Origin of the sequence: Acinetobacter sp. YK3 (assembly GCF_001729365.1) — a bacterium.
Taxonomy (GTDB): domain Bacteria; phylum Pseudomonadota; class Gammaproteobacteria; order Pseudomonadales; family Moraxellaceae; genus Acinetobacter; species Acinetobacter vivianii.
Window position 1 is genome coordinate 39,450 of record NZ_LZPJ01000049.1, and the last position, 13,758, is coordinate 53,207.

13 protein-coding genes, 2 tRNA genes and 1 other RNA gene are annotated in these 13,758 nt (G+C 41.3%); 10 read left to right on the forward strand and 6 right to left on the reverse strand.

Annotated elements, in window-relative coordinates; translation table 11 throughout:
- Position 1 precedes the first annotated feature (1 nt).
- The 3 genes from A9Z07_RS04830 (at position 2) to A9Z07_RS04840 (ending at position 786) form a co-directional block, all read left to right on the forward strand.
- Entirely contained in the window at positions 2 to 265 is a 264-nt protein-coding gene (locus tag A9Z07_RS04830) for a YfhL family 4Fe-4S dicluster ferredoxin (protein ID WP_004770919.1), read from the forward strand.
- A gap of 26 nt (positions 266 to 291) precedes the next feature.
- An RNA gene (gene rnpB / locus A9Z07_RS04835) (RNase P RNA component class A) lies at positions 292 to 647 on the forward strand.
- A gap of 62 nt (positions 648 to 709) precedes the next feature.
- Positions 710 to 786 (forward strand) — tRNA-Met (locus A9Z07_RS04840).
- A 46-nt stretch (positions 787 to 832) separates the two neighbouring features.
- Here the strand turns inward: A9Z07_RS04840 and A9Z07_RS04845 are convergent.
- Complete coding sequence (locus A9Z07_RS04845; RefSeq protein WP_032810463.1) at positions 833 to 1,300, reverse strand: Lrp/AsnC family transcriptional regulator; 468 nt, start codon at positions 1,298 to 1,300, stop codon at positions 833 to 835.
- Positions 1,301 to 1,420: 120 nt separating this feature from the next.
- Here A9Z07_RS04845 and A9Z07_RS04850 point away from each other — a divergent pair, with 120 nt between their 5' ends.
- Both A9Z07_RS04850 and A9Z07_RS04855 read left to right on the forward strand, forming a co-directional pair.
- A complete protein-coding gene (locus A9Z07_RS04850; protein ID WP_069577316.1) occupies positions 1,421 to 2,275 on the forward strand; it encodes an EamA family transporter in 855 nt (284 codons plus the stop codon).
- A 189-nt stretch (positions 2,276 to 2,464) separates the two neighbouring features.
- Positions 2,465 to 2,541 (forward strand) — tRNA-Met (locus A9Z07_RS04855).
- Positions 2,542 to 2,644: 103 nt separating this feature from the next.
- Here the strand turns inward: A9Z07_RS04855 and A9Z07_RS04860 are convergent.
- Both A9Z07_RS04860 and A9Z07_RS04865 read right to left on the reverse strand, forming a co-directional pair.
- Positions 2,645 to 3,676 (reverse strand): hypothetical protein, encoded by a 1,032-nt coding sequence (locus A9Z07_RS04860; RefSeq protein ID WP_069577322.1) that lies wholly within the window; start codon positions 3,674 to 3,676, stop codon positions 2,645 to 2,647.
- Positions 3,669 to 5,294 (reverse strand): NAD+ synthase, encoded by a 1,626-nt coding sequence (locus A9Z07_RS04865; RefSeq protein WP_069577327.1) that lies wholly within the window; start codon positions 5,292 to 5,294, stop codon positions 3,669 to 3,671. Before A9Z07_RS04865 ends, A9Z07_RS04860 begins: the two co-directional genes overlap by 8 nt.
- Positions 5,295 to 6,011: 717 nt before the next feature.
- Between A9Z07_RS04865 and A9Z07_RS17860 the strand changes: the two genes are divergently transcribed.
- Positions 6,012 to 6,173, forward strand: coding sequence for a hypothetical protein (locus A9Z07_RS17860; protein WP_004770926.1), 162 nt, complete (start codon positions 6,012 to 6,014; stop codon positions 6,171 to 6,173).
- 55 nt (positions 6,174 to 6,228) lie between these two features.
- Here the strand turns inward: A9Z07_RS17860 and A9Z07_RS04870 are convergent, their stop codons facing one another.
- From A9Z07_RS04870 to A9Z07_RS04880, 3 genes are read right to left on the reverse strand one after another with little or no spacing between them, the layout of a single operon-like run.
- Positions 6,229 to 6,753: a hypothetical protein gene (locus A9Z07_RS04870; protein WP_069577333.1), complete on the reverse strand. Its 525-nt coding sequence runs from the start codon at positions 6,751 to 6,753 to the stop codon at positions 6,229 to 6,231.
- 57 nt (positions 6,754 to 6,810) lie between these two features.
- Complete coding sequence (locus tag A9Z07_RS04875) at positions 6,811 to 7,263, reverse strand: CopD family protein (protein ID WP_004770928.1); 453 nt, start codon at positions 7,261 to 7,263, stop codon at positions 6,811 to 6,813.
- Between the two features lie 21 nt (positions 7,264 to 7,284).
- A complete protein-coding gene (locus A9Z07_RS04880; RefSeq protein WP_069577339.1) occupies positions 7,285 to 8,514 on the reverse strand; it encodes a beta-ketoacyl-ACP synthase II in 1,230 nt (409 codons plus the stop codon).
- Between the two features lie 290 nt (positions 8,515 to 8,804).
- On the opposite strand from A9Z07_RS04880, the gene A9Z07_RS04885 reads away from it, so the two are divergent.
- From A9Z07_RS04885 to fusA, 4 genes are all read left to right on the forward strand, one after another.
- Positions 8,805 to 10,154: an EcsC family protein gene (locus tag A9Z07_RS04885; RefSeq protein WP_069577341.1), complete on the forward strand. Its 1,350-nt coding sequence runs from the start codon at positions 8,805 to 8,807 to the stop codon at positions 10,152 to 10,154.
- A gap of 158 nt (positions 10,155 to 10,312) precedes the next feature.
- Entirely contained in the window at positions 10,313 to 10,687 is a 375-nt protein-coding gene (gene rpsL / locus A9Z07_RS04890; RefSeq protein ID WP_004638184.1) for a 30S ribosomal protein S12, read from the forward strand.
- Positions 10,688 to 10,847: 160 nt separating this feature from the next.
- Entirely contained in the window at positions 10,848 to 11,318 is a 471-nt protein-coding gene (gene rpsG, locus A9Z07_RS04895; RefSeq protein ID WP_004655203.1) for a 30S ribosomal protein S7, read from the forward strand.
- A 177-nt stretch (positions 11,319 to 11,495) separates the two neighbouring features.
- Positions 11,496 to 13,634, forward strand: coding sequence for an elongation factor G (gene fusA, locus A9Z07_RS04900; RefSeq protein ID WP_004770932.1), 2,139 nt, complete (start codon positions 11,496 to 11,498; stop codon positions 13,632 to 13,634).
- The last annotated feature ends 124 nt before the right edge of the window (positions 13,635 to 13,758 follow it).

A 13,758-nucleotide genomic window follows, 5' to 3' on the forward strand; every position in this document is an offset into this window, starting at 1 on the left:
CGTGTCTTTATATATTACAGATGAATGCATTAACTGCGATGTCTGTGAACCTGTCTGTCCCAATGACGCCATTTATATGGGTGAGCTGATTTATGAGATTAATCCAGCACTCTGTACCGAGTGCATTGGACACCATGATCAGCCACAGTGTCAGTTATTTTGCCCAGTCGATTGTATTCCTCTGGATCCTCAACATGTGGAATCTCATGATGAGTTGATGGAGAAATATAAAAAACTGACTGCACAAAAAAATGCGAGCAATTAACAGCGAACTTTGGTAAGATGCGCCACGAAGTGGGCCGGACGGTCGCTGCTGTGGAGGTCTCCGTGACTGAAACAGGGGAGGAAAGTCCGGGCTTCAAAGGGCAAGGTGCCAGGTAACGCCTGGGCGGCGAAAGCCGACGGCAAGTGCAGCAGAGAGTAGACCGCCTCATTCGTGAGGTAAGGGTGAAAGGGTGCGGTAAGAGCGCACCGCGTGTCTGGTAACAGTTCACGGCAAGGTAAACCCCACCTGAAGCAAGACCAAATAGGAATCCTGAGGCACGGCCCGTGCTGGATTCGGGTAGGTCGCTTGAGCGTATGAGTGATTGTACGCCTAGAGGAATGATCGTCCTCGACAGAACCCGGCTTATAGGCCCACTTCTTAAATTTTTTGAAAATTGTGCTTGACGTGTGTAGCGAAAGTTAAGATAATGCGCCCACAGTTTTCGGCTATGTAGCTCAGTTGGTTAGAGCACCGCACTCATAATGCGGGGGTCACAAGTTCAAGTCTCGTCATAGCCACCATTTTATAGACCACGCTCCTGCGTGGTCTCTTTTTATCTGCTGTTTTTTAAATGGATAATTCTAATCCGACTTTCACCCGATCTAAAACAATTAGCGTCCGATAGGTTCTGACATCCTGATTATCTGCAAAGTGCTTACGTACCAAGGCTTCAAAGTGAGATAAGGTGTCTGAAATCATAATGATAATAAAAGAAACGCCGCCATTGACGAAATAGCACTGCTGAATCTCATCGACATTGGCAAAATATTGTTTGGCCCGATCCATCACAATAGAGCGGTCTTCTGCTAAACGGACTTCAATAATTGAAGTAATCTTTTCGCCAAACTTTTTCGGATTAAGCACGGCACAATTTTTTTCAATCACCTGTTCTTCTTCAAGTCGGGCTATACGCCGTTGTACTGAAGCTTGAGAAAGATTCACCAATTCAGCAATTTTTCGATGCGACATTTTATTGTCGTGTTGTAGTTGCCTTAAAATTGCATAATCAAACTGATCCAGTGAAATATCTGACACGATTAAATCTCTCATCCTAAGAAAAATATAGAGTAATTTACTCATATTCTTGCATAAAATCGCAGAATTAAACGTGGATGTGTGAATTAAAATTGCATTTCTACATCGCAGGGGATGGTCATGGTGAGACTGGATTCTAGGCAAGGCATGGCCTTTCTTGCTGCTTCTTTATCTTTGATATCTGTACAGGTGGGGGCCGCCGTAGCCAAAACGTTATTTCCTGTTTTGGGTGCAGAAACTGTCGCTCTGGTTCGTCTTGGCTTGTCCGCTATTCTTCTGTTTATTATTTTCAGGCCGTGGCAATTGTTCTATCGGCAGACCAACTGGCGCGATTTGCTAATTTACGGCATGCTCGTTAGTGGCATGAATCTATTAATTTATAAAGCTTTTTCCTATATGTCGGTTGGTATCGCCATTTCAATTGAAGTGTTAGGGCCTTTGGCTGTTGCGATGTTGATGTCCAAACGCAAGCAGGATCTGCTGTGGGTAGGATGTGCACTTATAGGCATAGTGATATTACCATTTGGCGGAATTAACCAGAATTTTAGTTATCTCGGCATGTGCTTTGCGTTAGGTGCGGCTGTCTGTTGGGGACTTTATATCATCTATGGTCGACGGGTGGCTTCATCTGGTGGAAGTTCTGTGGCGGTCGGGATGCTGGTCGCGACTTTATTTGCTCTCCCTGTTGGTGTCCAGCATTTGGATTTAGTAATGAGTTCCTATAAAGTTTTCTTTACTTGTGTATTTGTTTCCTTGTTCTCAAGCATGATTCCTTTCTTGCTGGATATCATGGCGATGAGGCGACTGGCAGCACATGTTTTTGGGATTTTACTCAGTGCTTCACCTGCGATTAGTGCTTTGGCTGCGTGGTATATTTTAGGCGAAGCATTAAATATTTATCAGGTTCTGGCCATTATGATGATTATGCTGGCATGCATTGGCTGTTCCTACACATCGTATAAGGAAAAGCACTAAGTTCAAAAGCTGTGTTGTGGGAAGTTCAAGCAGGAAGATTGCACAGAAATTTCGACCAGAATGGATATTGAATTAAAAAATGTACAATTGATAAGATCTTTGTGCAAAAACCGTGCATATATCTTCTATTTTCAAGATCATAGACTTGACCCATCAGAAGTAAAACTAGATAATGCGCACACAGTTTACGGCTATGTAGCTCAGTTGGTTAGAGCACCGCACTCATAATGCGGGGGTCACAAGTTCAAGTCTCGTCATAGCCACCATTTTAAAAACCACGCTCCTGCGTGGTTTCTTTTTATCTGTATGATGTAAAAATAATGAGATGTGCAGCCTGTAAATGCTAAATTGATTTACAGGCTTTATTTTTTATAGGTGTTTTTCGATCGTCGCGAGCGTGTCGGAACTTTCATAGAACGGTTTCAGAATGAGGGTAATGATCGGTTCGAGTACATCATGTTCATCTAACGCGACCACAACTTTTGGATAAAAACGTACCGCTTCATTCAACAGGTCTGCTTCTTCCAAGCCAATTGCAGCAAAGACATCTGCAAGACTTTCATCTTTATAGAAATCATAAAAGACCTTGACGCCATAGAGGATTAAATCCTGTATGAAAGAAGACTGGCGTAATTCTTTCCAGTATTCATAGATCATGACAAAGAATTCTTCCACATCCAGTGGAGTCACCTGTTTGGTATATTCTGATAAAGGTTTGGCCTTATTATCATCCCAGACATTACGCGCCAGACTTTCCAGATCATCATTGGAAAGCAGGCTGAGATCAGCCAGTTGCTCTTGAATAAATCGGGCAATACTTTCCTCGATTTTCTGTTCAATACGCTGCTGCTGACGGTGAGAAAAGCTTTTTAATTTTTGTTGCCACTCATATTTACTTTCGGAAATTCTTTCTTCATCTGATTGGGTAAATAATTTAGGTAACTTGTTTTGTAAGGTCGTCGTTGCAATGTATTGGCACAATTGCTGAATAGAAGGGCTTTCTTTTAAGAACTGATTTAAATAATGGCGGATGTTTTCAAGTTCCAGAAATTTGGAGAGCCACATTTCAAATTGGTGGTCTGAAAATACATCTTGTAATTGCGCTGATGATTGTAGGGAAAAGACATGCAGTCTTTGCGCAATTTCTCCAATAAACTCCAGTAAACCTGCACCAAGCTGCATTTCAAAGGCATAGCGTTTTACAACGGCCTGAATTTGCGCTAATTCAACCACTTCTTTGAGTTGTATGTTGGGTGCGTGTTGCAGAAAGAGCTGAATAAATTGCTGAAAGAAATCAGCAGAAAGTTGTGTTGTAAGTTGGTTTTTATAAAACTTAACTTGCTCAAGCAAAAGTGCTTGAGCAAGTAATTGTGACTTTTCAGAAACAATTTTTTCAGTCATTCGCGGTCCATCCGTTGACGATCGGGTAGCGTCGTTCACGACTGAAAGCACGTGAACTGATACGTGGCCCAATCGCGCCCTGACGACGCTTGTATTCATTGCGATCAACCAGACGAATTACTTTCTCGACAACATCGCTTTCATAACCTTTAGCAATGATATCGGCCTGGCTGAGGTCTTCTTCTATATAAGCATACAAGATAGCATCAAGTACATCATAAGCAGGTAATGAATCCTGATCTTTTTGATCTGGACGAAGTTCTGCTGATGGTGGGCGGATAATTACACGTTCAGGAATAACTGGCGTTTCTTCCAGTGTATTACGGTATTTAGCCAATTCGAATACGATAGTTTTATAGACATCTTTAAGTACAGAGAAGCCACCAACCATATCACCGTAAAGGGTGCAATAACCTACCGAAATTTCAGATTTGTTCCCTGTAGAAAGCACAAGATTACCAAACTTGTTTGATAAGCCCATGAGCAGAGTGCCACGAGTACGTGCTTGCAGGTTTTCTTCTGTTGCATCGGCAGGTGAGTTGCCAAAGAACGGGAATAGTGTCTGCATGAAGCTATTCACGATTGGATGAATCTCGGCAATACCGAAAGTCACACCCATACGACGCGCTTGTTCAGTCGCATCTTCTACGCTCATTTGTGAGGTGTAGGTATACGGCATCATGACGGCTTGTACTTTATCCGCACCAATTGCATCAACAGCAATCGCCATTGTTAATGCTGAGTCGATACCGCCAGACAATCCGAGGATAACACCTGGGAAACCTGAGCGTTGCACGTAGTCACGGGTTGCCATGACCAATGCTTGATAAATTTCAGCAAAGGTTTCCAAAGCTGGAATGGCTTCAGCAGTTTTGAACTGTTTTTGTTCAGCATCATATTCAGCAAAATGAACAGATTCTTGGAAACTTGGCGCTTGTAATGCAAGTTGACCATTATTGTTGCTTACAAAGCTAGAACCATCAAAAATCAGGTCATCTTGTCCGCCAACTTGGTTAACGTAAACAATATTCAGGTGTAGCTGTTTCGCCAATTCATTCAGCGTCTGAATACGATGCTGTGGTTTACCCACTTCATAAGGAGAAGCATTCAAGACCAGTACGGTTTCAACATTGAGTTGGCTAAGTTGCTTAACCGTGTTGAGCGACCAGACATCTTCACAAATCAAGACACCGAATTTGTGTCCTAAATATTCAAAAACAAGGTGCTGGTGGCCTTCCTGAAAGTAACGTTTTTCATCAAACACGCCGTAATTTGGCAGGTTGTGTTTGTTGTAAATACCCAATACCTGACCATCTTTCATCACCGCAGCAGAATTATAACGATGACCATCTTCGGTTTGGTGCACAAAACCAAATACCATTACGATGTCTTTTACTTCACTTAATTGAGCAAAAGCTTTTTGAGTGCGTTTTTGAAGATTTGGGCGAAGGATTAAATCTTCCGCTGGATAACCGATGGTTGAAAGTTCTGGAAAGACGATCAAATCAGCCTGTTGTTGTTTCGCTAAATTTGCTTGCTCAATCATCTTTTGAGTATTTGAGTCAACATTGCCAATATGCGGAGAGAACTGAGCAAGGGCAATTTTAAAATTTTTCATTCAAACCTAATCCTAAGTCTTAACAAGTTTTGATACACAAGTTTTTGATTTATATAAGTATAGTTGTTAAAAACGATTGTATATCATGGCGCCAAACATTTTATATCTTAAAGAAAAATGACAAGTTTACTAATATATACTAAATGCACATTTTTCTGCGTAAAAATAACGAGTTTTTCTGTATGAAAAAGCAACATTTCTCAATGTTTAGGTAGTTATGGTGCATGATTGTGAATAAATTGAATATAACCACATCAAGTTTTTTTCATGTCAGCTTCGCACATTGACATGACGTCTCAGTGACAGTTCCAATAACGTCTAAAATTTCTAATAAAAAGAGTGACTTTAATAAACCTGTTAAAAATTTATGAAAAAATAAAAACAACTGTACTTAATTAAAAATATATTTATTTCAGTTGTTTATGTTTGTATTGGGTGTTTTATATACCGTTTGTCGGGAATATCTTTGCTACACTTGAGTGTACATTTGTGCACTGCTATGATCCTGATTAATGTGAAGGGTTATACATTTTGAGATCACTCAGGTGTATTACAACACTCAAATCAAGAGGTGGTAGATATGTCAGTTTTATTATTTCCAGTTGTTGCGTTTGGTTTAGCTGTCGTTGTTGGTCGTATTGGTACAGTCATGTTCCGTGAGCAAGAGCCACAAGCTTAAAAATTAGATTCTCTTTGAATGAAGTGAGGTGAGAAATTATGACTTCAACAATTTTATTGCCAATCATCGCTTTAGGTTTAGCGATTAGTGTTGGACGTATGGGTACCATTGTTAAGGATGCAATGCGTGTAGATTTTACAACTGATATGGATGTCGATCATGAACCTACGAATGAAACTCGCAAAGGCACAGCTGCATAATACCAATTGCGATGGTCTAACTTAAAAAGCCCTGTATATGAATGACAGGGCTTTTTTATTTTCTCAGAATAATATTGGGAATTTTCTTGAAAAAAATATCGCGTGCAATATCTCCTTGCTGTTCGATGTTGTAGCTGGAGAAGGCCTTATCGGATTTGAATTGATATCGATAAGGATCGTAGTGCTTGAAACTGAGATAATAACCCAATTGAAGAATTGCACCTTTGACAATCACATTGGTGTGCTGCTGAAACTGTAAAATATGGGCCAGCTCATGAATAAAAATCCCTTGTAAGGGGAGAGAGCACTTTGAATAATCAGCACTAAAATATTTTTGATGCACAAATAAGTTGCCATTCGGTGCCATAAAAATATTTACGGGTTGCCACGGTAAATAGGGGATATTAAAAATTTTGATCTGTGCATAATTAATCAAGTCACCAAAGACTGGACGTGCCATGTCAATCTCGCCAGAGGTTAAGCCGCGATAGTTGAACTGATTCATTTTGAGATAAACGATTAAGTTGGCAATGAACCAGTTTTTTAATTGTTGTATAGGCTGTTGAAGTGCTTTGATCATCTGACATTCAAGTGTGAACAAAATGATGGTATTTATTCTAGAATAAAAAAACCTCAGTTAGAACTGAGGTTTTACGACAACGAGAATAACCACCGCAAATAAGATCAGGGTTGGCATTTCATTAAAGAAGCGCCAGAACTTATGTGATTTGTAGTGGGCATTGCCAATGAGCTTTTTACGGTAATAACCACACACTAGGTGATAAATCACCAAAAGACCGACCAGACCAACCTTGAGATAAAACCATAAGGCTTCATGATAATGTCGGGTTGCATCACCCCAGTCGACCAGAAAGTGGGCGGTAATTAATGTGGCAATCATAGACGGCCACATGATCCCGCGATATAACTTACGTTCCATGACTTCAAAGCGTTGATGACTAACGGCATCTTCGCTCATGGCATGGTAGACATAAAGGCGTGGTAAGTAGAACAATGCAGCGAACCAGCAAACCACGGCAATAATATGTAATGCTTTTACCCACAAGAAAGCATCAGAAGGTGCATCCATCGATAATCCTACTAAGTAGGATTATGCATCCCACTTCTTGAAAATAAGGCAGGCGTTAACACCGCCAAAACCAAAACTGTTACTCATCACAGTATTCAGTTTTGTATCGCGTTTTTCAAGTACAATATCGAAACCTTGTGCGCCTTCATCAAGCTCAGTCACGTTGATGTTTGGTGCAATAAAGTCATTTTGCATCATCAATACAGAATAAATCGCTTCCTGAACGCCGGCAGCACCTAAGCTGTGACCAGTCATTGATTTAGTTGAACTGAGTGGAGGAACCTGACCATCACCAAATGCGCGTTCCATTGCTTTAAGCTCGGTTACGTCACCCGCTGGTGTTGAAGTACCATGTGTGTTGACATAGTCAATTTGCTCTACGCCATGCTGTTTTGCTTCATCCAATGCCATGATGATACAACGTGTTGCACCTTCACCGCTTGGTGCAACCATGTCAGCACCATCACTATTTGCTGCGTAGCCAATGACTTCAGCGAGGATGTTCGCGCCACGCGCTTGTGCATGTTCAAGTGATTCAAGTACAACGAAACCACCACCACCAGCAATCACAAAACCGTCACGGTCTTTTGAATATGGGCGTGAAGCAGTTTCTGGTGTGTCATTATATTTTGAACATAATGCACCCATCGCATCAAACAATAAGCTTTGTGACCAGTGATCTTCTTCACCACCACCAGCAAGCATTAAATCCTGTTTACCTAATTGAATCAGGTTGTAGGCATAACCAATTGCGTCGGCAGAAGTTGCACATGCGCTGGTAATCGAGTGCGCAACGCCTTGCAGTTTAAATGCAACACCTACGTTTGCAGTAATGGTGTTTGACATATTACGTGGCACGAAGAAAGGACCGATTTTACGTGCACCTTTTTCTTCTAGCAGTTTGATCATTTCTGCAACAGATGCAGTCGAGTTACCACCTGAACCGCCAGCAATACCGTAACGTGGATTGTTTGCCAAATCTTCTTGTTTCAGTCCAGCGTGTTCAACGGCTGCAACAGCTGCATTGTATGCATACATCGCACAAACGCCCATAAAGCGTTTCAGTTTACGATCAATGCCATCAAAATCTTGTTCAGCTGCAGCGCTAACATGGCTCTTGAAATTCAGTTCTGCATAAGTTGGGTTTAAACGTGTGCCTGAGATTCCATTTTTTAAAGAATGAGTGACCTCTTCTAAAGAGTTACCGATACATGAGTTAATGCCCATACCAGTGATTACAACACGTTTCATTTACAGATCCCTTTTATGGTAATACTTAAGCCCTGTGCATCTCGCTATGAATACAAATCAGGAGAAAATAACGATTAAAATGGCTTATGAGTGAATGACACCATGATAGCAGAAAGGTTTTTTATTTCTTATGGCAAATTTTATGCCTATTTCCAGTTGTGTAAATATTCGTAAATATTGCACTTATGGTGACGAAACGTAATGAAAGTACACACATAAAAGTTGAGATAAATCTGCATTCAACCTAGTATTTACCTAGAAATGCACACATTACACAACAGAGGTACTTGATGACAAAATCTAAAAACAAGCAATCTTCAGGTTTATTTGCACAAGCCTTTGGAGTGGCTAAAAAGCTCAGTTCAGAATTACAAAAACTGCAAGTGGCGCCAATCACCTCTGGGGCCGATCTTGCAAATTCATCTCATACAATAGAAGGAAAAGCGCGTTTTAAAAGTCCATTTGAAGTGGAAAAATACGAAAGTCCGCAACAAATGTTACGTCAGCAGTTCCCGAAACTTTCACATCAGTTCCTTGGTCGTCATTACACGCGCGTGAACAGTATTGCGTCTTTTGTATCTCCTGATTTGGGTGAAAAAGCATCTGACTATTTATTCCAGTGGTTGAATGAGTTTAGTTCGAATAGTTCCCTGACGGAGAAAATCCTTGAAGAAGCAGGGGTCAAGGACATTATGGAACTCACCAAAGATACAGGTCGTTCGCAACGTTTGAGTCAGGCGCTTATTGAACAAAATAAATTATTGGCAGCCGTTCAGGGCGCTGTGACAGGTGCAACAGGTGTCTGGGGCGCGGCCATTGATATTCCAGCATCGATTGTTTTGACCTTGCGAACCATTTATCAGACTGGACGTTCACATGGCTTTGATTTGTCAGAAGAGAATGATCAAGAGATTGTTGCTTTCATCTTTAAAGAGATTGATTTGAGTCTGGTTGCCGAAAAACAAACCTTATTGGTTGCATTAAAAGCCTTGAAATCTATGCTGGAAACGCATGACCTGCAACAGTTCCAACAATTGCTTGGATCAAATAATGATTTTGATTTAGTCAAAAAATGGCTGGTAGATGAACAAGGACAGTTTAAATTTGGATGGTTAAACCGTGTTCCTCAGGTGTCCGTGGTGGGTAAATTAACCCCAGTTGCTGGTGCTGCTTTAAGTGGTTTTTATAGCTGGCGATTGCTAGAAGATGTCGGACATAAATCACAATCTATTTTTGGTGCGGCACGTTTCTATTTAAATGAACATCCGAACGAAAATATTTCTCCATTAGATGCCTACTATAAAGCGGAAGCTTTATTGAAAAAAGCGACGCCGCGTTTATTGAATGCAACCGAGGAAGAGGCTAAGCAAGGTTTAAGTTCTGAGACATCAAAAAATGATGTGATTACCAATGTTTCGATTCAGGCCAAAGATACAGATGCGCCCAAAACACCAGTGGATGAAAAAGTAGAAGAGGGAATTCAACAACTTGCAGAACAGCATGTAGTTGAACATGAACATACGGAACAGCAACCCGCGTTGAAGGCAGAGCAAGACGAGATATTTGACGAGAGCGAAACAGAACTCACGACTGAACAGAAATCAATTGATGTAGAACCTGCTTCAACAAAACATAGCTAATTATGGTGTGATGTTCTAGACATCAAAACACAACAAACCCAAGAAATGGTCAGCACTTACAATGTTGACCATTTTTACTTCTTAGCTTACAATTATGTGCCCTTAAAAAGAGGTTCTTTTCTTTTTTTAAGGTTGTTTAATAACGGGAGAATTGCCAAATGGCAACAACAAATCAGTTGATCCGTAAGGGTCGTACGACTTTGATTGAAAAATCAAAAGTTCCTGCGTTGAAGGCTTGTCCACAACGTCGTGGTGTATGTACACGTGTTTATACTACTACACCTAAAAAACCTAACTCAGCAATGCGTAAGGTTTGCCGTGTTCGCTTAACTTCAGGTTTTGAAGTATCTAGCTACATCGGTGGTGAAGGTCATAACCTACAAGAGCACAGTGTTGTTCTTATCCGTGGTGGTCGTGTTAAAGACTTACCAGGTGTACGTTACCATACCGTTCGTGGTTCTTTAGACTGTGCTGGCGTTAAAGATCGTAACCAGTCACGTTCTAAATATGGTGCTAAGCGTCCTAAGAAGTAATTCTAGGAAACTAGCCCAAGCATTCCTTTAGCGTTTCGCTTGTTTGAATTCTTCATAGATTTGTAATTCAAGCGACGTATAGTAAGGCCAGCGTCGTGTACATGACACTTGTACAAACTGCTGGATTATCCTGAAGTGTCATATTATTAGGTGTATTAAAATGCCAAGACGTCGCGTAGTCGCTGCTCGTGAGATCCTTCCAGATCCAAAATTTAGCAGCCAAACAATCGCTAAATTCATGAACCACGTAATGCAAGATGGTAAAAAATCTATTGCTGAAAGTATCGTTTACGGTGCTTTAGACCGCGTTCAAGAAAAAAACAAAGTAGACCCAGTTGAATTTTTCGAGACTACTCTTGAAAAAGTTCGTCCTATGGTTGAAGTAAAAGCACGCCGTGTTGGTGGTGCTACTTATCAAGTACCTATGGAAGTACGCCCATCCCGTCGTACTGCTCTAGCTATGCGTTGGTTAGTAGATGCTGCTGCTAAGCGTTCTGAAAAAACGATGGCTTTACGTCTTGCTGGTGAGTTGCTTGATGCAGCTGAAGGTAAAGGTGCAGCGATCAAAAAACGTGAAGACGTGCATCGTATGGCTGAAGCCAACAAAGCCTTCTCTCACTACCGTTTCTAAGCGGATAAAACAGTCCCTAATCAGGAGAATATTCATGCGTACCGCAGCTCGATTCAACATCGCTCTCTATCAAAGTGGAGGCTTTGCGGGTATTTAAGTTGCCTGCTTGGATATTCGTGCGCATCAATTTAATTGATGCGTCCTGTTTTAAATATAACATTTAGGAATGTAGACATCATGGCTCGCCAAACCCCAATTAGTAACTACCGTAACATCGGTATTTCTGCGCACATTGACGCAGGTAAAACAACTACAACAGAACGTATTTTGTTCTACACAGGTGTATCTCACAAAATTGGTGAAGTACACGACGGTGCAGCAACAATGGACTGGATGGAACAAGAGCAAGAGCGTGGTATTACAATTACCTCTGCTGCTACAACTTGTTTCTGGTCTGGTATGGCTAACCAATTCCAACAACACCGTATCAACGTAATTGATACACCGGGACACGTAGACTTCACAATCGAAGTTGAACGTTCTATGCGTGTTCTTGACGGTGCGTGCATGGTTTACTGTGCAGTTGGTGGCGTACAACCTCAGTCTGAAACTGTATGGCGTCAGGCAAACAAATATAAAGTGCCTCGTTTAGCATTCGTGAACAAGATGGACCGTACTGGTGCAAACTTCTTCCGTGCTGTTGAGCAAGTTAAAACACGTTTAGGCGGTAATCCTGTACCTATCGTTGTGCCAATTGGTGCAGAAGATACATTTACAGGTGTAGTTGACCTCATCGAAATGAAAGCGATTATCTGGGATGAAGCATCTCAAGGTATGAAGTTTGAATACGGTGAAATTCCTGCTGACCTCGTTGATACTTCAAACGAATGGCGTACTAAGATGGTTGAAGCTGCGGCTGAAGCATCTGAAGAGTTAATGGACAAGTACCTAGAAGAAGGCGATCTTTCTAAAGAAGAAATCATCGCTGGTTTACGTGCTCGTACATTAGCATCTGAAATTCAAGTTATGCTTTGTGGTTCTGCGTTCAAGAACAAAGGTGTTCAACGTATGTTGGATGCTGTAATTCAATTCTTGCCTTCTCCTACAGAAGTTAAAGCAATTGAAGGTATCCTTGACGACAAAGACGAAACTAAAGCGTCTCGTGAAGCATCTGACGAAGCTCCGTTCTCTGCGCTTGCGTTCAAAATCATGAACGATAAGTTCGTAGGTAACTTAACATTCGTACGTGTTTACTCTGGTGTTCTTAAACAAGGTGATCCGGTTTATAACCCAGTTAAATCTAAGCGTGAACGTATCGGTCGTATCGTGCAAATGCATGCGAACGAACGTCAAGATCTTGATGAAATCCGTGCAGGTGATATCGCAGCGTGTGTAGGTCTTAAAGACGTTACTACTGGTGATACATTATGTGATGAGAAAAACATCATTACACTTGAGCGTATGGAATTCCCAGAGCCAGTAATTTCATTGGCTGTTGAACCAAAAACTAAAGCTGACCAAGAAAAAATGTCTATCGCTTTAGGTCGTTTGGCTAAAGAAGATCCATCGTTCCGCGTTCGTACTGACGAAGAATCTGGTCAAACAATTATTGCTGGTATGGGTGAGCTTCACCTTGACATCATCGTTGACCGTATGAAGCGTGAATTCAGCGTTGAAGCGAACATTGGTAAACCAATGGTTGCTTACCGTGAAACCATCAAGAAGTCTGTTGAACAAGAAGGTAAATTTGTTCGTCAAACAGGTGGTAAAGGTAAATTCGGTCATGTATATGTTCGTTTAGAGCCTATGGATGTTGAAGAAGCTGGTAAAGAATACGAATTCGCTGAAGAAGTTGTCGGCGGTACTGTACCTAAAGAATTCTTTGGTGCGGTTGACAAAGGTATTCAAGAACGTATGAAGAATGGTGTATTGGCTGGTTACCCTGTTGTGGGTATCAAAGCGACATTATTCGACGGTTCTTACCACGATGTCGACTCTGATGAATTGTCGTTCAAAATGGCAGGTTCATACGCTTTCCGTGACGGTTTCATGAAAGCAGATCCTATCCTTCTTGAACCAATCATGAAAGTTGAAGTAGAAACTCCAGAAGACTACATGGGCGATATCATGGGTGACTTAAACCGTCGTCGTGGTATGGTTCAAGGTATGGACGATCTTCCTGGCGGAACTAAAGCTATTAAAGCTGAAGTACCACTTGCTGAGATGTTTGGTTACGCGACTCAAATGCGTTCTATGTCTCAAGGTCGTGCGACTTACTCTATGGAATTCGCTAAATACGCTGAAACTCCACGTAACGTTGCGGAAGGCATCATCGCTAAGTTCCAAGCTGGCGGTAAAAAAGGTGACGACGAGTAATCTTTCGATTACTATATTACCCAACTAAAATTTAGTTAAAAACCAAGTGCTCATGGGCGACCCTCATGAGCAGTTTATAAAGGAAGATCATCATGGCTAAAGCCAAGTTTGAACGTAACAAACC

Coding starts and splice junctions, on each gene's coding strand:
- A9Z07_RS04870 (WP_069577333.1), bottom strand. CDS start 6,753: ATGATCAAAGCACTTCAACAGCCTATACAACAATTAAAAAACTGGTTC.
- fusA (WP_004770932.1), top strand. CDS start 11,496: ATGGCTCGCCAAACCCCAATTAGTAACTACCGTAACATCGGTATTTCT.
- A9Z07_RS04860 (WP_069577322.1), bottom strand. CDS start 3,676: ATGACTGAAAAAATTGTTTCTGAAAAGTCACAATTACTTGCTCAAGCA.
- A9Z07_RS04875 (WP_004770928.1), bottom strand. CDS start 7,263: ATGGATGCACCTTCTGATGCTTTCTTGTGGGTAAAAGCATTACATATT.
- A9Z07_RS04885 (WP_069577341.1), top strand. CDS start 8,805: ATGACAAAATCTAAAAACAAGCAATCTTCAGGTTTATTTGCACAAGCC.
- rpsG (WP_004655203.1), top strand. CDS start 10,848: ATGCCAAGACGTCGCGTAGTCGCTGCTCGTGAGATCCTTCCAGATCCA.
- A9Z07_RS04850 (WP_069577316.1), top strand. CDS start 1,421: ATGGTGAGACTGGATTCTAGGCAAGGCATGGCCTTTCTTGCTGCTTCT.
- A9Z07_RS04865 (WP_069577327.1), bottom strand. CDS start 5,294: ATGAAAAATTTTAAAATTGCCCTTGCTCAGTTCTCTCCGCATATTGGC.
- A9Z07_RS17860 (WP_004770926.1), top strand. CDS start 6,012: ATGACTTCAACAATTTTATTGCCAATCATCGCTTTAGGTTTAGCGATT.
- rpsL (WP_004638184.1), top strand. CDS start 10,313: ATGGCAACAACAAATCAGTTGATCCGTAAGGGTCGTACGACTTTGATT.
- A9Z07_RS04880 (WP_069577339.1), bottom strand. CDS start 8,514: ATGAAACGTGTTGTAATCACTGGTATGGGCATTAACTCATGTATCGGT.